The 19,258-nt window shown below is 36.3% G+C and carries 17 protein-coding genes and 2 pseudogenes; 10 read left to right on the top strand and 9 right to left on the bottom strand.

Annotated elements, in window-relative coordinates; translation table 11 throughout:
* Positions 1-14 precede the first annotated feature (14 nt).
* Positions 15-1,574 (bottom strand): AbgT family transporter, encoded by a 1,560-nt coding sequence (locus A9G42_RS06660; RefSeq protein WP_065567790.1) that lies wholly within the window; start codon positions 1,572-1,574, stop codon positions 15-17.
* A gap of 335 nt (positions 1,575-1,909) precedes the next feature.
* Here A9G42_RS06660 and murJ (A9G42_RS06655) point away from each other — a divergent pair, with 335 nt between their 5' ends.
* From murJ (A9G42_RS06655) to A9G42_RS13915, 3 genes are all read left to right on the top strand, one after another.
* A complete protein-coding gene (gene murJ, locus A9G42_RS06655; protein WP_065653012.1) occupies positions 1,910-3,448 on the top strand; it encodes a murein biosynthesis integral membrane protein MurJ in 1,539 nt (512 codons plus the stop codon).
* Between the two features lie 90 nt (positions 3,449-3,538).
* The gene (locus A9G42_RS06650) at positions 3,539-4,432 is read left to right on the top strand and encodes a hypothetical protein (protein WP_065653011.1); all 894 of its coding nucleotides are present in this window, start codon (positions 3,539-3,541) and stop codon (positions 4,430-4,432) included.
* A gap of 131 nt (positions 4,433-4,563) precedes the next feature.
* Positions 4,564-4,716, top strand: a complete 153-nt coding sequence (locus A9G42_RS13915; protein WP_179854624.1) for a hypothetical protein — start codon at positions 4,564-4,566, stop codon at positions 4,714-4,716.
* 192 nt (positions 4,717-4,908) lie between these two features.
* Here the strand turns inward: A9G42_RS13915 and A9G42_RS14755 are convergent.
* A pseudogene (locus A9G42_RS14755) lies at positions 4,909-5,061 on the bottom strand (AbgT family transporter); the annotation flags it as partial.
* A 9-nt stretch (positions 5,062-5,070) separates the two neighbouring features.
* On the opposite strand from A9G42_RS14755, the pseudogene murJ (A9G42_RS06640) reads away from it, so the two are divergent.
* Positions 5,071-5,839 (top strand): annotated as a pseudogene (gene murJ / locus A9G42_RS06640) (murein biosynthesis integral membrane protein MurJ); the annotation flags it as partial.
* 486 nt (positions 5,840-6,325) lie between these two features.
* Here murJ (A9G42_RS06640) and A9G42_RS06630 read toward each other — a convergent pair.
* Positions 6,326-6,532 carry a hypothetical protein gene (locus A9G42_RS06630; RefSeq protein ID WP_065653007.1) on the bottom strand — a complete coding sequence of 69 codons (207 nt, stop codon included), beginning with the start codon at positions 6,530-6,532 and terminating at the stop codon, positions 6,326-6,328.
* 187 nt (positions 6,533-6,719) lie between these two features.
* Here A9G42_RS06630 and A9G42_RS06620 point away from each other — a divergent pair, with 187 nt between their 5' ends.
* Positions 6,720-7,997 carry a hypothetical protein gene (locus A9G42_RS06620; protein ID WP_143426115.1) on the top strand — a complete coding sequence of 426 codons (1,278 nt, stop codon included), beginning with the start codon at positions 6,720-6,722 and terminating at the stop codon, positions 7,995-7,997.
* A 343-nt stretch (positions 7,998-8,340) separates the two neighbouring features.
* Here A9G42_RS06620 and dusC read toward each other — a convergent pair whose 3' ends face one another.
* The 6 genes from dusC to A9G42_RS06590 form a co-directional block, all read right to left on the bottom strand.
* Complete coding sequence (dusC, locus tag A9G42_RS06615; RefSeq protein WP_065653004.1) at positions 8,341-9,303, bottom strand: tRNA dihydrouridine(16) synthase DusC; 963 nt, start codon at positions 9,301-9,303, stop codon at positions 8,341-8,343.
* Positions 9,300-10,073 carry a molybdopterin-synthase adenylyltransferase MoeB gene (locus A9G42_RS06610; protein ID WP_065582832.1) on the bottom strand — a complete coding sequence of 258 codons (774 nt, stop codon included), beginning with the start codon at positions 10,071-10,073 and terminating at the stop codon, positions 9,300-9,302. Before A9G42_RS06610 ends, dusC begins: the two co-directional genes overlap by 4 nt.
* 78 nt (positions 10,074-10,151) lie before the next feature.
* On the bottom strand, positions 10,152-11,471 hold the full coding sequence (locus tag A9G42_RS06605; RefSeq protein ID WP_065653003.1) for an amidohydrolase: 1,320 nt from the start codon (positions 11,469-11,471) through the stop codon (positions 10,152-10,154).
* A 20-nt stretch (positions 11,472-11,491) separates the two neighbouring features.
* Positions 11,492-11,941 carry a hypothetical protein gene (locus A9G42_RS06600; RefSeq protein ID WP_065653002.1) on the bottom strand — a complete coding sequence of 150 codons (450 nt, stop codon included), beginning with the start codon at positions 11,939-11,941 and terminating at the stop codon, positions 11,492-11,494.
* The gene (locus A9G42_RS06595; protein ID WP_065566180.1) at positions 11,941-12,735 is read right to left on the bottom strand and encodes a DUF3100 domain-containing protein; all 795 of its coding nucleotides are present in this window, start codon (positions 12,733-12,735) and stop codon (positions 11,941-11,943) included. Before A9G42_RS06595 ends, A9G42_RS06600 begins: the two co-directional genes overlap by 1 nt.
* A 28-nt stretch (positions 12,736-12,763) precedes the next feature.
* Positions 12,764-13,309: a cysteine hydrolase family protein gene (locus tag A9G42_RS06590; RefSeq protein ID WP_065653001.1), complete on the bottom strand. Its 546-nt coding sequence runs from the start codon at positions 13,307-13,309 to the stop codon at positions 12,764-12,766.
* 284 nt (positions 13,310-13,593) lie between these two features.
* On the opposite strand from A9G42_RS06590, the gene aspS reads away from it, so the two are divergent.
* The 5 genes from aspS to A9G42_RS06565 all read left to right on the top strand — a co-directional run bounded on the left by aspS (position 13,594) and on the right by A9G42_RS06565 (position 19,240).
* Positions 13,594-15,351 carry an aspartate--tRNA ligase gene (gene aspS / locus A9G42_RS06585; RefSeq protein ID WP_065653000.1) on the top strand — a complete coding sequence of 586 codons (1,758 nt, stop codon included), beginning with the start codon at positions 13,594-13,596 and terminating at the stop codon, positions 15,349-15,351.
* Positions 15,352-15,360: 9 nt separating this feature from the next.
* Positions 15,361-15,813 (top strand): dihydroneopterin triphosphate diphosphatase, encoded by a 453-nt coding sequence (nudB, locus tag A9G42_RS06580; protein ID WP_065652999.1) that lies wholly within the window; start codon positions 15,361-15,363, stop codon positions 15,811-15,813.
* A 10-nt stretch (positions 15,814-15,823) separates the two neighbouring features.
* Positions 15,824-16,234 (top strand): hypothetical protein, encoded by a 411-nt coding sequence (locus A9G42_RS06575; RefSeq protein WP_065566184.1) that lies wholly within the window; start codon positions 15,824-15,826, stop codon positions 16,232-16,234.
* Between the two features lie 89 nt (positions 16,235-16,323).
* Positions 16,324-17,787 (top strand): 4-hydroxy-3-polyprenylbenzoate decarboxylase, encoded by a 1,464-nt coding sequence (gene ubiD / locus A9G42_RS06570; protein ID WP_065652998.1) that lies wholly within the window; start codon positions 16,324-16,326, stop codon positions 17,785-17,787.
* A 388-nt stretch (positions 17,788-18,175) separates the two neighbouring features.
* Positions 18,176-19,240 (top strand): SEL1-like repeat protein, encoded by a 1,065-nt coding sequence (locus A9G42_RS06565; protein ID WP_065652997.1) that lies wholly within the window; start codon positions 18,176-18,178, stop codon positions 19,238-19,240.
* Positions 19,241-19,258 lie beyond the last annotated feature (18 nt).

Raw genomic sequence — 19,258 nt, 5'->3', positions numbered from 1 at the left:
ACTCCTTGTGGTGACTAATTATTTACTGGCGGGTAAACATAACCGCTATCAAAACCAATTGGTAGGCCGAAGAACCAAAAAAGTAATAAGTTTATCGTTAATGCAATAAGCAGTGCAGCGGTATAAGGAATCATCATTGAACTTAATGTACCTACACCCGTGTTTTTACAGTATTGCTGGCAATAGGCAATAATCAGAGGGTAAAAAGCAAACATAGGCGTACTAACATTAACCGCAGAACTAATGCGGTAAGCGGCTTGAGTTAATTCTGGCGAGATACCAACAGACATAAGCATAGGCACAAAAATCGGCGCTAAAATAGCCCACTTCGATGATGCCGAGGTAATTAACACATTTAACATACTTGTTAGAATGATCACACCAAATATGGTTACAACTGGAGGCAGATGCAGTGCTTTTAATAAATCGGCGCCACCAATTGCAATTAATGTTCCAATTTGTGAATGAGAAAAGACATATAGAAATTGAGCACAAAAGAAAGCAAAAACAATGAATGGAATAAGTGATTTAGTGATATTTTCCATTGATTTTACTATATCGCGTGATGATTTAAATGTACCAGTTATAAAACCATGTATTAAGCCTGGAATAGCAAAAAATACAAATAATAATGGCACAATAATTTGCATAATTGGAGCCTTATTGCTTGTCATGCTTCCATCAGATGCACGCAATAAAGAGTTTTCTGGTAACAATAATAAAATTAAACCAATAGCAATAATTATAAAGACAATTGAAGCTACTTTGAAAGCACGATTTTCAACGGGTGTAATCGCTGGCGAGTTGGCAATGTTATCTAATTTTAGATCACTATTTAAAGGCATGGTTGCATTTAATCGAGGCTCGACAATTTTATCGGTAACAAACCAGCAAGCTAATAGTACAAAAAAGGTACCGCCAAAACTTAAGAAATAGTTACAAAGCACATTGACTTGATAAGATGGATCAATAATTTGTGCTGCACTTTGAGTAAAACCTTGCATGATTGGATCGATAATAGATGGTGTATAGCTTGAACTAAATCCACCAGCTAATCCAGCGAATGAAGCCGCAATCCCAGCTAACGGGTGGCGACCAATTGCATAGAACATCATAGCCGATACGGGCATTAAAATCACATAAGCTGAGTCAGCAGCAATGTGGCAAACCATACTGACAAAAATCACTGATGGTGTGACTAAATTTTTCGGGGTAATAGCCAGTAATTTTTTGAGTAGCACATGGATATAACCACTGCTCTCAGCAATACCTATGCCTAATGTCGCCACAATTGTAATTCCAAGCGGTGGAAAGTTGATAAAATTAGGTACCATCTTAGTAAAAAAAGTAACAAGATGCTCAGGCGCTAACATATTAACAACAACAAGCTTATCTTGCGTGACAGGATTAATATAGTTAAAACTCACAAAAGAAAGTAATAGCGAAGCAACAAAACAGATGACTAAAGCATAGAAAAAAAGAGTGGTTACATCGGGGATTTTGTTTCCAATTCGTTCAATAGTATTTAGAAAACCCCCTGTTCTTATTGGTGACGGATTTGTTGTCTGATTCATAATAAAATTAGTGTAAATATTCTTCGAATTGACAATCTAACACATATTTATAATGTGGGCAAATAACGTTGTTTTATACTGAAATTATCCTTTTTCTGAATATTTTTTACATCACTATTTTTTACCTAATTGATGTGGTTGGTATTGTGTCAAAAGTGCATTCCAAAGATGAACAAAAGATTAATTTTATAAGAGATAATGTTAAATTTATACGCTAGCGGCTTACCTAATAAAAGGCAAAGTTTATTGAAAAAAGCATGGTGGTTTTAAGCGATAGTTTGTAGACTATGCATCATTATCCGTTTTAGGTTGTATACTTTGTATATAAATTAAATATGAATCTTTTAAAATCTTTAGCAACCGTAAGTTCCATGACAATGGTTTCCCGTGTATTAGGTTTTGTGCGCGATGCCATTATTGCGCGTTTTTTTGGCGCAGGCATGGCGACCGATGCTTTTTTTGTTGCCTTCAAATTGCCTAATTTGCTACGGCGTATTTTTGCTGAAGGCGCCTTTTCTCAAGCCTTTGTGCCCATTCTGGCTGAATATAAGAATCAACAAGGTATTGAGGCAACACGTACTTTTGTTGCTTATATAGCTGGGCTTTTAACCTTAGTATTAGCCTTTGTTACCTTAATTGGCGTTGTTACTGCACCTTTTATTATAATGTTAACGGCTCCCGGATTTATGCAAGAGTCAGCCGAAAAATTTGAACTTGCAACGACCATGTTGCGTATAACCTTTCCTTATATCTTTTTTATATCACTGGCTTCACTTGTTGGCGCGATACTCAATACATGGAATCGCTTCTCTGTTCCTGCTTTTGTTCCAACATTACTGAATGTAAGTATGATTCTATTCACGCTATTTTTGACTCCTTATTTTAACCCTCCAGTATTAGCGCTTGCTGCATCGGTTGGTGTAGGCGGTATTTTGCAATTACTGTATCAGCTTCCCTATTTAAAAAAAATTGGCATGTTAGTGTTGCCACGTATTAGTTTTAAAGATAGTGGTGTTTGGCGAGTCTTGAAACAGATGGGACCCGCAATTTTAGGGGTGTCAGTAGGGCAAATCTCTTTAATTATTAATACGATTTTTGCCTCATTTCTAGTTTCAGGATCGGTCTCATGGATGTATTATGCAGACCGCTTAATGGAATTTCCTGCTGGCGTGCTTGGCGTAGCATTAGGTACGATTTTGTTACCCTCGTTAGCGAAAAGTTTTTCTAAAGGTGATCATAAGCAATATTCTGAGGTATTAGATTGGGGATTGCGACTTTGTTTTTTACTGGCTTTGCCAAGTACCGTGGCATTAGGCGTTATCTCTCGTCCTCTTATATCAACATTATTTGAGTATGGGCAATTTACCCTAAATGATACCTTAATGACACAGCGAGCCTTAGTGGCTTATTCTATCGGTCTACTTGGATTGATTTTAATTAAAGTGTTAGCACCCGCATTTTATTCGCGTCAGGATATTAAAACTCCCGTCAAAATTGCAATTGTTACGTTAATTTTAACACAGCTAATGAATCTTGTTTTTATTGGACCATTACAGCATGCAGGCCTTTCACTATCCATTGGTTTAGCCGCTTGCTTTAATGCTGGATTATTGTATTGGCAACTGCGTAAAAAACAACTTTATCAACCCCAACCTGGTTGGTATTACTTTTTAATTAAAGTGATTATTGGCGTAATATTAATGTCCACAGTGTTATGGTCTGGCTCACAGCTATTACCTGATTGGTCAACGGGTTCAATGTGGGTTCGTATTGGGCGATTATTTTTATTGGTAATTGTTGGAATTGTTATTTATTTTGCATCATTGATTGCTATGGGATTTAAGATCAAACACTTTATTAAACGAATTGATTAATAATAAACAACGGGTAAAGATAAATTTCGTTTTTTCTAAAAATTATCAAATAGTAAAAATCATTAATTATAAAACCAATGAGGAAATAGAATGAATAAAGTCTCTTTTTTTACCCTACCTATTATAGGTAGTCTAGTTTATTTTTTATTGAGTTGTTTTTTTTCGATGTATTTCGCATTTTTGCAATACAATTACGAAGCTTTTTGGGACGCATTTCGGTCACTAGATTTTGATACTTCAATTTATTTCTATCAAAATAAATTTGTAGATACATTATGGGTTTTTGGCGTGTTGTCGCTTGTTCTTCATTACGCTAATGTTCATATTGTTAATAAAATCAATGTAATACTGTTGAGTTTTATGATGATGATATTTTCAATAATTGCTGCATTTATTCAACAAACTATAATTGTTTATTACTACGAGCTACCTATTTTCCCAATAATGATAATAGTTATCTCATCAGTTATTTTTTGCGCTTTGCTATACAGCTTATTAATTTACTATTTAACAAATTTCTTTGAAAAATACTTTATAAAAAGCAAACAGTCATTTGCAATTACAGAAACTAATAGCTCAACTATTCACTTCATTTTATTTTCAACGTTTATTGGTTTTATTTTGATTAAAGGGTATGAATTAATCACTAATGCTTTTGATTTAATGCTTAGTGACTTTCAAGAGTCTTTGTATATTGGTGCTATATTGCTTGGGCTGTTTTTGTCTAAAAGCTGTTTTAAGCAACCCTTTAATAAAATTCAATTAGAGAAACTCATTAAAAGTATTTCTGTGTCTGCCATGATGATTTTTATTTGCGACATTCTTTATTTTACTTTCATGTACAAAATGCCGATAAGATATTATATTAACGCTGATGTATTGATACATGCAGGTTGTAGACTACTCCTATTGGTATTGCTTATTATGCTAATTTGTTTGATTATTAAGAAAGTGACTAAGCATTATTTTTTAAAACAAAAATAATAGAGATCAAATAAAATCAATGGTTTTTCTGGCTGATTTTAAAAAATGATTTGTTTTGAGGGTGGCGGTCATTTTGAGCCTTGAGGATATAATAAGCGATTGATGATAACGCTTGCGCTGGGGGGGGGGTTATGCTGAATCACCCAGCCCGTGAAATGGTTGCCGAATGCGGTCTGCACTGTCCGTCTCGTTTACTCGGTTTTACGCATCGGTACCGATTTATTTCTGACAAAATTATTCCCGATAAAATAGCCTTAGCCAAACATTCTTGTTTGACGTGCTAACCTTGCTTTGTCGATGGCACATTATGACGTCGAATAAGGTACGGCATTAACCACCGTTGTAGATAAAAAGTGGGTGACTTTTATAAAAAAAGCAAAATAAAAACTTTAATAAAATCAATGTGTTTTCTGAATGGTTTTAGCGTAAAATGAAGATTATTGGGATTGTGTAGTTTCGAATGTGCTAACATTTGTTATATTTTTCGGGGTAATAGCCAGTAATTTTTTGAGTAGCACATGGATATAACCACTGCTCTCAGCAATACCTATGCCTAATGTCGCCACAATTGTAATTCCAAGCGGTGGAAAGCTGATAAAATTAGGTACTATCTTGGTAAAAAAAGTAACAAAATACTTCTAGTTTCAGGATCGGTCTCATGGATGTATTATGCAGACCGCTTAATGGAATTTCCTGCTGGCGTGCTTGGCGTAGCATTAGGTACGATTTTATTACCCTCGTTAGCGAAAAGTTTTTCTAAAGGTGATCATAAGCAATATTCTAAGGTATTAGATTGGGGGATTGCGACTTTGTTTTTTACTGGCTCTGCCAAGTACCGTGGCATTAGGCGTTATCTCTCGTCCCCTTATATCAACATTATTTGAGTATGGGCAATTTACCCTAAATGATATCTTAATGACACAACGAGCCTTAGTGGCTTATTCAATAGGTTTGCTTGGCTTAATTTTGATTAAAGTGTTAGCGTCAGCTTTTTATTCACGTCAAGACATTAAAACGCCAGTCAAAATTGCAATCGTTACGCTAATGTTAACGCAATTAATGAATCTAGCCTTTATTGGCCCATTGCAACATGCAGGCCTTTCACTATCCATTGGTTTAGCCGCTTGCTTTAATGCTGGATTATTGTATTGGCAACTGCGTAAAAAACAACTTTATCATCCCCAATCTGGTTGGTATTACTTTTTAATTAAAGTCATTATTGCCGTAATATTAATGTCCAGAGTGTTATGGTTTGGCTCACAGCTATTACCTGATTGGTCAACGGGTTCAATTTGGGTTCGTATTGGGCGATTATTTGCATTGGTAATTGTTGGCATCGTTGTCTATTTTGCGTCATTAATTGCTATGGGATTTAAGATTAAACACTTTATTAAACGAATTGATTAACAACAACCAATAATTAAAATTTTGTTAAAAATTTTAGGTAACAGGAATGTTTAAGTAAAAATTAATAAGCAAATAAGATGAATAAAGTGTCTTTTTTACTCTCCCCATTATTGATGGTGTAGTTTATTTTTATTGAGTTGTTTTTTTTCGATGTATTTCGCATTTTTGCAATACCATTACCAAACTTTTTTAGACGTATTTCGGTCACTAGATTTTGATACTTCAATTTATTTTTATCAAAATAAATTTGTAGATACATTATGGGTTTTTGGCGTGTTGTTGCTTGTTCTTCATTACGCTAATGTTCATATGGTTAATAAAATATAATGCTATTGATTTACATAATGATGATATTTTCGATAATTGCTGTATTTCTTCAACAAAAAAGTAGCGTACTATTAATCAATAGGTTATGATTCAAGTGCTTTAAAGCAAAGGAATACTCATTAATTGAGTGATTTTTAAAAATTAAATAAAAACATAAAGTTAATTGATAGGATGATCGGAATGCGTTATCATGACTGGGCTAGGTCTGCCAAATCTACGACCAAAATCTTTTTTATTTTCACTATAGTCAAAATCAAACTCATTTCTTATTTTTATCACCGAAGTTATCGAAATCATCACGCTTAATAAAGTTGTTGGATATATCGGTGTTTTTTTTGTGGAGATTGCGTTTTTTACCTTTTTCATTTTTCTTCTTTAATCTATCTAATTTATTTAGGTTACCTAAATCACATAAATTATTTAAATTAACTAAGTTCTCGCTGTTCTTTGCGCCACTGCTTTTATTGTCATATACGCAGGGTTCTCAGGCATTAACGGCGCATACATCAAGGGAAATTGAGGGTAATGCGCCGTAGATGGTGGGCGAACTAAGGTGACTTCGACGGATAATCTATTAGCTATTGAGTTGCCAGATGGTAGAACCCTCAAGCCATCAACTAACACATCAAGTTCGAGAAATCCGATACAGCTAGTCAATGGAACTACTTTTAATGATATACACATGGTGGTGCCATTATCGGTAAATACAGTCAGTTTAAATGACTTAATTACTCAAGGTAATTGGGGAGATGACGATGGGGATGGTCAGGGTACTAATGGTGTTACTGCGATGGGGAGTGTATCGGTGAGTTTTACTGATGCGGATAATAATACTGTAAGTCGTAGTGATGCATTAGATATTTGTAAGGCGCCTTATAAGATGACATTAAGTAGTACAGGAGGGGATTTACAAACAAAGTACGGGTTACCTAATACAAGAAATTTTAGTAGCCAAACAGTAACGTATTATATTAATCCGTATAGTGGTCCTCGTATTTGTTTTGTCAGGCCGAGTACTCATTCTTCCTCCTTCGAACCCTCTGGCATGGTTCCTGATAAGGGATTTTTAGTTCAGTCAACAAGTTCGTCATCTTATGGCCTTAATTTTCCAACAACGGGGGGGGATGGTTTGTATTTTGATTTACTCATAGCTGGGGTTGATGCGAGTCAGTTGACATGGTCTTCAGTCTCGCGTGGAGGGATAACAGCTACGGTGAGTTGGAGACTGCCAAAACAAGGCGGCGAAGAAGATGCGTGGATTCATGATGAAGATAGATCCAGTTATGTAACGCGAGTAACTTTAACGGGGCCTAGGGCAAGTGATGCTCAAATGCAGTCAGATAATCCTAGCCCTTTAACCGTACCATCTTTGCCACAGACATTTGAGTTGGTGGGTAGAGATAGTAGTGGGAATGAGGTGAAGTATGGATTTGTGTTGAGGCAGTGGTTTGTCCATCGGGGTAATAAATGGGATTATTGGTCTAACCAAATACCTTGGTGTGGTCGTTTGGGTTATCGTGCGCCAAAGATGAAGGATTTAACTAACGCGAAGTGTGGTTCAGATGATCGGTTTCCATGTTATGATGGCATAGATGGTGCCACGCCGTCGTCAAATACACGGTATCACACGAGTTATATAGGAGCAGGATTTTTCACGGAGTGGGACGACGTAGAACTTTATTTCGATGAAATGAACTACGAGATGAGCTTCAGAAGTTCAACCTGGACAAGCGACGCTACAGATAACGATGTCATCTTTAGTGTCAGTCGCGGTACTGTCTTCCTCGATGATGGGTCGCACCGCAATTACATTTATTGCACCACACCTTAGCTTTTATTTCTTAGCCCTTAACCCTTAGGTCGTGGAGGGGGAGATGGTGCAAACAGAGGATAATTTATTAAAGAACAGCGCCCTAGCGTAGTTGGGGCGCTTTATTGGGAGTGCGGTTGTTGTGGTTTAAATTCGAAGTTTATTTTATTCAACAAAGCTAATACGTCCGAAACCACTGCACCCAATCAATTGTAATCACAAAAAAGTATTGATTTATTGAGGTTTTTTAATGAAATGGCTTATTAAAAACTTTAATAAAATCAATAGCTTTTCTGACCGATTTTTATGCTCACCTATTCCCCTACATCGTTATAATAAATGAACATCAATTGCTATTTTGTTATTATCTAAGGAAGTTATTTGGGCTGTTCTGCGTTAAGAAATCACAGATTTCTTGCTGTGATTTGAGTGTTCTAATATTTTGTAGGACGTCTGCTGCTTGAGCATAGTGCTGTTTTAAGTAAGTAAGCCACTGTTTGATGCGTGCAGAATGATAAAGCGGTTTAACGTCATCAATGGAGGATGTCGCATAAAGGATTAATATTTCCATCACTTGTTGCCAACTGAATGCTGATTGTTCAGTTCGAATCATATTGGCTAAGTTCGGAATCGTTAAAATACCACGGCCTAGCATAATATCGTTAGTTTGGCTTTGATTTATGCAATTTTTTGCATCCTCAATAGCAAAAATTTCACCATTGGCAATAACAGGAATATTTAGCTGTTGCTTGATTTGGCCTATTGTTTGCCAATCTATTTTTTCGGCTTTATAACCATCTTCTTTGGTTCTGCCATGAATAGCAATTTCATTGGCACCGGCAAGTTCAATGGCGCTAGCGATTTCGTTGCAATGTGATTTATTATCCCACCCTAAGCGAATTTTGACTGATAATTGATTTGTTGCCCCTATTGCTTGCCTGACTTGGCTGACAATATTAAATATCTGTTCGGGATATTGTAATAAATAAGCACCTCCGTGACTGCCAACCACCGTTTTGGCGGGGCAACCAAAATTGATATCTATTCCATAAGAGCCTAACTCAATGGCTTTAACGGCATTTTCAGCCATCCATTCTGGTGATTGCCCAAGAATTTGGATGCGAACTGGCGTGCCTGATTTAGTTTTACCATTATTGTAAAGTTCGGGGCATAGGCGGTAAAAAGTCCGATTAGATAATTTATGATGGGTTACTCTAATAAATTCAGTCACACAATAATCAAATTGGTTAATTTCAGTTAAAAGTTGCCTGACTTGATAATCAAGTACACCCTCCATGGGCGCTAAAATAATTCGGTTAATTTTCATTGCGAAACCTGATTAGTATGACTATTTCCACAAATGCGACAGTTAAATTGTTTGGTAAATTTAACTTGGTTAAATTCCATTGTCATTGTATCAATCATTAATACACGACCAATTAATGGTTTTCCATATTGGGTTAGCACTTTGATGGCTTCTAAGGCTTGCATGGTGCCAAACATGCCAACAAGTGGCGCCATGACACCCGCTTCAACACATGTGAGTTGATCTTGACCAAATAAGTGGCTCAAACAGTGATAACAAGGTTCATCAGGTTGATAAGTAAATACGCTTAATAACCCCTCCATACGGATAGCCGCTCCAGAAACTAGCGGTTTTTTTACATGAAAACAACAACGGTTAATTTGCTCTCGTGTCACTAAGTTATCAGTGCAGTCGATGACAATATTATGCTGTTTGATAAGCGAAATGAGCTTGTCATCGTCAAGTTGCTGATGCACTGTTTCAATTAACGTATTGGCATTGATATTGGTTAAGGCCTCTTTTGCCACCTCGACTTTGTATTGATTGATAGCGCTTTCAGTATATAAGATTTGTCGATTTAAGTTGGATTTTGATATGGTGTCAAAATCAATTAATGTTAATTTACCTAAACCTGATGCAGCCAAATAGAGCGATGCCGCACAGCCGAGTCCACCTAAACCGATGATCAGTGCTGAACTGTTTTTTAATATTTGTTGTTTATCAATATCAAAACCACGCAATGTGATTTGTCTATCATAACGAAACAGTTCTTGATCAGTCAGTTCTTGCATAGTGGGTGTTTATTGTGGTTAATGATGAAGAAGCATTATAACAGAAACTTGGCACAATAATGTGCCAAGCCATTAAGATTATTTGTCAAAGCCAGATAGGAATGTTAAATATTCTTCTTTGGTCATGAGTGGTTTATATTCTGACATCAGTGTTTGTGCTGGTTTTGCGTCGTCATAAAGTAAATCGATAATTGTACAGGCCATCATTTGTGCGGGACGGATGTAAGCCATATCTTCATCAAATACGGTATAATCTTTACCGTGTAAAACACCTCGAACCGAACCAATCCATGGGTGGCTAACAGGCATAATGTGGGATAGATCGCCAGTATCCGTGCTTCCTGTCATATGAGGGGCAACCGAAACATTTTCTTTACCAATTAACGCTTCGGCATTACGTTTTAACAGCTCGTTAAGCGTTGAGTTGTTATTTAATGGTAGATAGCCAGGCAAGTCCTTAATTTCACAGGTTGCCCCAACCGCCATAGCGCCTGCTTTTAGTGCTTGATTAATTCGCTCATTGGCATCAATCATGGCGGGCACATTGCCTGCTCGTACATAGCTTTCCATTCTGACATCGCTTGGAACCACATTAACTAAATCACCGCCTTGGGTAATAATTGGGTGAAATCGAATATAATCTTTTTCTTGAAATGTTTCGCGTATGGTATGTACACCCATCATTCCCATCATAGCTGCATTTAAAGCATTGACACCCGCATGTGGCGCAGCCGCCGCGTGCGACGCTTCGCCTTTATATTTAATCAGTTTACCGATAAAACCATTGCTTGTTGTTGATATTTCAATAAAACCATCTTGGCGGTCATTGGGTACGCTAGTTAAGTGTATTTGCAGTGCCATATCAACATCGTCAAATTCACCCCGCGAAATTAGCTCTGGTTTGCCACCAATATATTTGATTTTACCTTCTTCAATTAAGCGATTTCGATAAGTGATTTCAACATATTCTTCAGCTGGAACCGCAAAAGGTACCACATCCCCCGCTAAAAATTGCATGGCGCCAGAATCTATTAGCCCCATGGTCACAGCCATCATATTGGCAATTTGAGCATTATGACCACAGCAGTGTGCCGCGCCAGATGTTTCGTCAGCAGCAGGATGATCAGCGCAAATAATGGCATCAAGCTCCCCTATAACAGCAATGCTATACTTACTGCCTTTGCCCCCTTTTAAGCGGCCTTTTACTCCCGTTATTGCTAATTTATTTTTAAATGGTACGCCCAGTTTTTCAAAGCTTTCTTCAACTTTTTTGGCCGTCTTGTGTTCTTTGTAACCAAGTTCAGGCTCTGCCCAAATTGATTCGGCGACCGCCTTGATATCGGCCTTACGATTTGCAATAGCAATACAAACCTTCTTTTTAAGTTCTTCTTTTGTCATAAATTAAATCCTAATCCAAATTAGATAACACCTTCCCAATGTAAGGTGATTTGCGCAATGATTGCTGCAAAAATAAAGGTACCTGAAAACACCGCTAAAGAAACCGGAATGATTCGCCAAGAGATATTTTTAAATAATGCTAAATCTTTGCCAATAGCAAGCCCTGCATAAGCAAGTACCGGAGTACAAACAGCCAATAAAGAAACCTTGTCAGTAATTGAAACAATCTGCTCATGCAAAGGGAAAATAGGTGATGAAGCGGTTGCTGCAACGACCGATACCCATAATATGACAGGCAGTTTGTTGCATAAAGGAATCTTGCTAATAATATATCCAACAATTGATATGGCAACTAAAATTGATAATGCTTCTATTGACTGCATAAAGTCAATTTTATAGCCAACAGTATTACCGGCTGCCATAATAATGGCAACTAAGATCAATAAAAAAACTGTTTCTAAAAACTTCATTATAGTGCTCCTTCTTTATGACGATTACGACGTAAACGGCTAAAAGTGTTATACAAGAAAGAGGCAAAAGGTAATGAAAATAATGTATAAATATAAATACCAACAATGCTAGACATTAAGTTCGCTGTCGTGGCATAGGCTTTAATATCTTCACTTATTTCTGGATAAAGATCACTTATTGGTGCCAGTGACGCAGCCATCATACTACCACTTCCAACGCCTGCGCCCATAGCTAAGGCATAAGGGTGGAGAATATCTAATTTTGCCATCACACTGGCTAGTATACTCATCCATATAGCACCATAAAGTGTGCCACAAATATACATTGCCATAACACCTCGACCTTCGGCAGAGTCCAATCCGTATTTATCGGCAACAATTGCGATATTGGGTTCACGAGCAACAGAGTAGGTTGCTCCAACTGCTTCGCGTTTCATACCTAGCATCATTGCTAGTGGTAAACCAAGTAAAATGGTGCCAGCAAAATGACCTAACTCTTGAAAGATTAATGCCGATTTTGCATCTTCTAGAATCATTTCTATTTTTGGTCCCACAGAAAGCCCCAGTTTGGCGATAAGTAGCATTAACGTTACCATCATGATGGCGCTAGCATGATTCATATTTTTTAGATTTAATATTTTAAATTTTGGTAGGCTGATTATGCCGCCAATAATCATGGCATATAACATGGGATATAATGTGATAATCCAAATAGATTGTTTGCCAATAAACTCACAGAATAAAACGACTATCATTGCGAGTAAATGCACTTTGTAGTCTTTTAAAATTTCCATTCCTGCTCCTTTTTTATTTTTATCTATTTTATACTAGGGCCGCCCCTAAGGTATTTTGAAAGTGCTTTAAAGCCCATTGATGTCCGATAGGATCAAAGCTTGCGACGGCGTTTTTATGAATAACTATTTTATAACCTAAGTTATAAGCATCAACAGCCGTGTGTAAAATGCAAATATCAGTACAAACACCAATTAAATGAATTTCAGTTATATGTCTTTCGCGTAAGCGAAGATCGAGATCTGTGCCACAAAATGCTGAGTAGTGGCGTTTATTGATCCAATAAATATTGGTTGAATTTCGCTGTTTTTGATAGATTTGCTGTAAATGGCCGAATAATTGTTGTCCAACTGTTCCGACAATATTATGAGGTGGGAAGAGTGAATTTTCAGGATGATATGTATCTGAAGTTTCATGGGCATCAATAGCAAAAACGACAAACTGATTATTTTTAATAAATGATTCAGTTATATTTAATATTTCGGGCTCAATTTGTTGACCCACAGAACCAGTAGTTAACGCACCATCGTCAGCAATGAAGTCATTAGTGTAGTCAATTGAAATTAAAGCTTTCATATCAAGTTAATAATATCTAAATCATACTAAAGCTTAGTAATAAATATTTGATATGACAAGTTTTAAATGAATCATTTTCCGATTTCATCAAGAAAAAAGGAATTTAATTTTGTTATCCTATTGAATTTAAAATAATTTATAAAATTACCTATAAAGTAAAATTATTATCATCAACCGAGTATAAATAAATTAAATAGTGATTATTTTAAAACATAGGCTTTATCCCCTGATAAATTGCTCTATAATAATTGCTATTTTTGACAATTGCACACAGGATATATTTAATGAGAACAATTTATTGCGGACAACTAAACGCAAATTATATTAATCAAGACGTCACATTATGTGGATGGGTCAATAAACGCCGTGATTTAGGTGGAATGATTTTTATTGATATGCGTGATCGTGAAGGAATTGTGCAAGTTTTTTTTGATCCTGATTATCAACAAGCATATCAATTAGCAGGTGAGTTACGTAATGAATTTTGTATCCAAATTAAAGGCAAGGTAAGAGCAAGGCCAGAAGGGCAAGTTAATAAAGATATGGCGACAGGTGAGGTTGAAATTTTAGCCACCGAGTTGACTATATTTAACCGTAGTGATGTTTTACCGCTTGATTTCAATCAAAACAACAGTGAAGAACAACGTTTAAAATATCGTTACATTGATTTGCGTCGCCCTGAAATGGCAACGATCTTTAAAACTCGAGCAAAAATTACCGCTTTTGTTCGCTCATTTATGAATGAACATGGCTTTTTAGATATCGAAACACCGATGTTGACTAAAGCAACACCTGAAGGCGCTCGAGATTATTTGGTGCCAAGCAGAATTCATAAAGGTGAGTTTTACGCACTACCGCAATCACCACAACTATTTAAGCAATTATTAATGATGTCAGGATTTGATCGATATTATCAAATTGTAAAATGTTTTCGTGATGAAGACTTACGTGCTGATCGCCAACCTGAATTTACCCAAATTGACGTTGAAACATCGTTTATGACAGCCGAACAAGTGCGTGATGTTATGGAACAGATGATCCGTGAACTTTGGTTGCATGTAAAAAATGTGGATTTAGGAAAGTTCCCTATTATGACTTTTGCTGAAGCGATGCGTCGTTATGGTAGTGATAAACCCGATTTACGTAATCCCCTTGAAATTATTGATGTGGCTGATTTAGTTAAAGATGTCGATTTTAAAGTATTTTCAACACCAGCTAATGATCCTAAAGGGCGTGTAGCTTTACTTTGTGTACCAAATGGTGCGCAATTAACACGTAAACAACTTGATGAATATACACAATTCATTTCGGTTTATGGCGCTAAAGGTATGGCATGGATTAAGGTTAATGAACGTAGTAAAGGGTTAGATGGTGTACAAAGCCCTGTGGCAAAATTCTTTAATGAATCGCAAATGGAAGCATTACTTAATCGTGCCAATGCTAAAGATGGTGATATTTTATTATTTGGTGCTGATAGCTATAAAGTGGTGAGCGATGCACTAGGGGCATTACGTTTGAAAGTCGGTAAAGATTTAGCGTTAACCGATGAAAATAAATGGGCTGTACTTTGGGTGGTTGATTTCCCGATGTTTGAAGAAACCGATGAAGGGTTAAGTGCGATGCATCATCCATTTACGTCACCAAAAGATTATTCGCCAGAAGATCTTATTAAAAATCCTGAGAATGCGGTTGCTAATGCCTATGATATGGTCATTAATGGTTATGAAGTTGGAGGGGGATCTGTCCGTATTCACCGTAGTGAAATGCAACAAGCCGTTTTTTCAATTTTAGGTATTAACGAACATGATCAACGTGAGAAATTTGGGTTTTTACTTGATGCATTGAAATACGGTACGCCACCACATGCAGGATTAGCCTTCGGTTTAGATAGGTTAAGTATGTTATTAGCCGGAACGGATAATATTCGCGATGTGATAGCATTTCCTAAAACAACTGCGGCAACTTGTTTACTTACCGATGCGCCAAGCCCAGCAAATGCAGCAGCTTTGACTGAACTGGGTATTGAAGTAAGTAAAAAATAGTCATATTTGATGAAAAAATTTAAAAATCCTGAATCTGTTCTGGTAGTCATTTTCTGCCAGACAACAAAACGTTGCCTTATGTTACAACGCCAAGATGATCCCCATTTTTGGCAATCAGTAACAGGTAGTATGGAGGGTCATGAATCGCCACAAGAAACAGCAATTCGTGAAGTTTTAGAAGAAACAGGTATTGATATTCTTGGTCAAAATCTTGAATTAATTGATGTAGAGCATATCGTTGAATTTGAAATTTTTCCACAATTCAGGCATCGATATGCGCCAGATGTTACGGTAAATAAAGAACATTGGTTTTATCTTCCTCTTATTGACGAGATAACGCCAATACTTACCGAACATTTAGCTTATCAATGGCTTAAGATTGATGATGCCGCCAATCTTACTTTATCTCCCAATAACAGTGAAGCTATCGGTAACATTCATCGTTTGATTGAATCGAGTTAAGAGGTAGGAAATGAAATCGAATCTATATGCTATTGTGTTATCCTTTTTATACTTTTTTGTATCAACTAGCCATGCAGATATAGACATAAAAAAATGTCAACCTAATCAAAATGATCATGTTATTTTTAATGATGATGATGATAAAATCGCTAAAAAAATCATTGATTATAAATTACATGATCAATCAGAAAAACACGAATATATTATTATTAAGATATTTGCTAATGAAAATCACGATGATCGCAATGATTGGATCGCTTCTTTTTTATTTGATGATAAATTTGAACAATATCTCCTTTACCAAGTTGATCAGAATCAATTTATTGATATCGATGAAAAACAATTTGACGCTTTATCATCTAAAATTATTGAATGTAATCAAGATAAACAAACGCCTATATATAGGAAGGTTTTGCCGTAGTTAGACTGATAAATAAGTGAGTATTAAGGATTAAAAATATTCTGGGTTTAGTTAACTCAAGGTTAGTTAGTAATAGAGAGTCATAATAAATGAATTTTTCAAATTTTCGGGATTTTTTAGATTATCTTGAGCAACACGGTGAATTAAAGCGGATTTCGTTCCCTGTTAACCCTTATCTTGAAATGACCGAAATTGCTGATCGCGTTTTACGTAGTGAAGGCCCAGCTTTATTATTCGAAAACCCAATTGGTTATGATATGCCTGTTTTATGTAATTTGTTTGGCACAGCTAAACGTGTTGCGATGGGAATGGGGCGCAAAGATACTTCAGCTTTGCGTGAAATTGGTGAGCTATTGGCATTTTTGCGTGAGCCCGATCCACCAAAAGGGATACGGCAATTTTTTAATGTCTTGCCTAAATATAAACAAGTACTAAATATGCCTGTTAAACGTCGTTCATCGGCGCCATGCCAAGAGATGTTTTTTAAAGATGATGATGTGGATTTGACCCGTTTACCTATTATGCATTGTTGGCCTGATGATGTGGCACCATTGCTGTCTTGGGGATTAACTATTACCAAAGGCCCTTATAAAGAACGGCAAAATGTGGGAATTTACCGTTTGCAATTATTAGGTAAAAATAAATTAATTATGCGCTGGCTTTCACATCGTGGCGGTGCACTTGATTTTGCTGAGTGGCAACAAGCGCATCCTAACGAGAGATTCCCTATTAGTGTCGCTATTGGTGCTGATCCCGCAACTATTTTAGGTGCAGTGACACCAGTGCCAGACACGTTACCCGAATATGCTTTTTCAGGATTATTGCGCGGTAGTCGAACAGAGGTCGTCAAATCGTTATCAAGTGATTTAGACGTTCCTGCCAGTGCCGAGATAATTCTTGAAGGTTATATTGATCCTAATGAGCTAGCATCAGAAGGACCCTATGGCGATCACACGGGTTATTATAATGAAGTGGAACAATTTGCTGTCTTTACGGTGACGCATTTAACTCACCGTAAAGACGCCATTTATCATTCAACTTATACAGGCAGGCCACCAGATGAGCCGGCGATAATGGGACTGGCGTTAAATGAAGTCTTTATTCCAATTTTACAAAAACAGTTTCCTGAAATTGTTGATTTTTATCTACCGCCTGAAGGATGTTCATATCGTATTGCGATTGTGACAATTAAAAAACAATATCCTGGCCATGCTAAAAGAATCATGATGGGAGTGTGGTCTTATCTGCGACAATTTATGTACACTAAATTTGTGATTGTCTGTGATGATGACATTAATGCCCGAGACTGGAAAGATGTGATGTGGGCGATTTCTACTCGCATGGATCCACAGCGTGATACGACTTTTATCGATAATACACCGATCGATTACTTAGACTTTGCTTCACCAGTTTCTGGATTAGGCTCTAAAATGGGATTGGATGCCACTAATAAATGGTCTGGTGAAACAAATCGAGAGTGGGGCAAAATCATTAAAAAAGATCCTAAAGTTATTGCTCGAATTGACGAAATCTGGAATGAACTTGGTTTATAGTATTATCGTTATCACATTTTTTATTATGGTAAAGTTAAAAAACTCATTAGGTGTGATACAGAAGAATAGAATTGTAAAAGACAAAATGCGCATTAAAGAATTTATTCCTATAAATGAATAAACGGTATATTGAATATAAAAATAATGCGCTAAATAAGTTTCTTTTTAAAAATGGCAATAATATTGATATCGTTGTTCAATCCTAATCACATTTTTTGTTATCGACCTTATGTGGCATGATGATTCAACTTTATTGATTAATAATGTTTTATTTTAAAAATAATTTCTGTTGTATAAATAAAATAACCCAAATAAGTCTTAAACAAAAACTATTCCTTTTAGATGCATTTATGTATAATTATAGGTAACCTCATAAAAATTAGAAAAAATGAAAAAAATCAAGATATTATTTGTATTGTTATTATCCATTTCTTATAGTGTACAGGCCACCAGTTATAAGGCACAGCCAGATGATACTCAATTAAAGCTTAAAGAATCAAATTTGTTGCTTCCCGCTTTGCGTTTATCTGCAGAAAAAGGTAATGCAGAAGCACAATATTCGTTAGGAAGTGTTTATAAACAAGGCTTGGGCGTTGAAGTTAGTGATGTTCGTGCTTTTTTCTGGTATAAAAAAGCAGCAGAACAGGGTCTGGCTAAAGCACAAAATAATCTAGCATTAATGTATCAAAGTGGTTTGGGTACTAATCGCGATTTCAATGAAGCCGTTAAATATTTCAAATTAGCGGCAGATCAAAATTATGCATTGGCTAAATACAATTTAGCTTTAATGTATCAACAAGGTGAAGGTGTTGAAAAAAACACATTGACCGCAATTGATTATTTTACACAAGCAGGTGATAGCGGGATTTATGATGCTTATTTAAATCTTGGAATTATATATTTTTTTGGTGATGGCATAAAAGAAGATCGTATGATTGCTGCTGATTGGTTTAGTAAAGCAGCTAAAGAAAATATGCCAGAAGCGCAATATTATTTAGGACTAATGTCAGAAAAAGGAGATGGTTTAACCCAAGATTATATGGCTGCTAGTTATTTTTATACACAAGCAGCAGAACGGGGGCACGTACTTGCTATGTATAATTTGGCTATTATGTACGCAACAGGTACCGGAGCTAAACCTGATAATACGCAAGCTGCATATTGGTTTACTAAAGCTGCCGAAGCTGGCAATGCTGATGCTCAGTATAATATTGGTGTAATGTATGATGTAGGCGGTGGTGTTTCTAAAGACGATAAGAAAGCCGTTGAGTGGTATCTAAAAGCTGCAGAGCAAGGCAGTGTTGATGCACAATATAATTTAGGCATTAAATATCTAGAAGGTAAAGGCACAGATCAAGATAACGATCGTGCCATTTATTGGTTTACTAAAGCTAGCGAACAAGGAGACCAAGACGCTAAAACCTATTTAGAACACTTATTACCTAAAAAATAAAAGCGCTGTATTTTTGCT

Source organism: Gilliamella sp. Nev6-6 (assembly GCF_001690605.1).
In the GTDB taxonomy this organism is placed as follows: domain Bacteria; phylum Pseudomonadota; class Gammaproteobacteria; order Enterobacterales; family Orbaceae; genus Gilliamella; species Gilliamella apicola_C.
The sequence above is the reverse complement of the archived record's forward strand: the minus strand, read 5'-3'. Positions and strand labels throughout refer to the sequence as shown.

Bases quoted from the DNA above. Each gene is read 5' to 3' on its own strand.
- A9G42_RS06610 (WP_065582832.1), bottom strand. From the start codon at position 10,073: ATGCAAGAACTGACTGATCAAGAACTGTTTCGTTATGATAGACAAATC.
- A9G42_RS06595 (WP_065566180.1), bottom strand. From the start codon at position 12,735: ATGGAAATTTTAAAAGACTACAAAGTGCATTTACTCGCAATGATAGTC.
- A9G42_RS06660 (WP_065567790.1), bottom strand. From the start codon at position 1,574: ATGAATCAGACAACAAATCCGTCACCAATAAGAACAGGGGGTTTTCTA.
- A9G42_RS06575 (WP_065566184.1), top strand. From the start codon at position 15,824: ATGAAATCGAATCTATATGCTATTGTGTTATCCTTTTTATACTTTTTT.
- ubiD (WP_065652998.1), top strand. From the start codon at position 16,324: ATGAATTTTTCAAATTTTCGGGATTTTTTAGATTATCTTGAGCAACAC.
- A9G42_RS06650 (WP_065653011.1), top strand. From the start codon at position 3,539: ATGAATAAAGTCTCTTTTTTTACCCTACCTATTATAGGTAGTCTAGTT.
- A9G42_RS13915 (WP_179854624.1), top strand. From the start codon at position 4,564: ATGCTGAATCACCCAGCCCGTGAAATGGTTGCCGAATGCGGTCTGCAC.
- A9G42_RS06605 (WP_065653003.1), bottom strand. From the start codon at position 11,471: ATGACAAAAGAAGAACTTAAAAAGAAGGTTTGTATTGCTATTGCAAAT.
- nudB (WP_065652999.1), top strand. From the start codon at position 15,361: ATGAAAAAATTTAAAAATCCTGAATCTGTTCTGGTAGTCATTTTCTGC.
- A9G42_RS06565 (WP_065652997.1), top strand. From the start codon at position 18,176: ATGAAAAAAATCAAGATATTATTTGTATTGTTATTATCCATTTCTTAT.
- murJ (WP_065653012.1), top strand. From the start codon at position 1,910: ATGAATCTTTTAAAATCTTTAGCAACCGTAAGTTCCATGACAATGGTT.
- A9G42_RS06590 (WP_065653001.1), bottom strand. From the start codon at position 13,309: ATGAAAGCTTTAATTTCAATTGACTACACTAATGACTTCATTGCTGAC.
- aspS (WP_065653000.1), top strand. From the start codon at position 13,594: ATGAGAACAATTTATTGCGGACAACTAAACGCAAATTATATTAATCAA.
- dusC (WP_065653004.1), bottom strand. From the start codon at position 9,303: ATGAAAATTAACCGAATTATTTTAGCGCCCATGGAGGGTGTACTTGAT.
- A9G42_RS06600 (WP_065653002.1), bottom strand. From the start codon at position 11,941: ATGAAGTTTTTAGAAACAGTTTTTTTATTGATCTTAGTTGCCATTATT.
- A9G42_RS06630 (WP_065653007.1), bottom strand. From the start codon at position 6,532: ATGAAAAAGGTAAAAAACGCAATCTCCACAAAAAAAACACCGATATAT.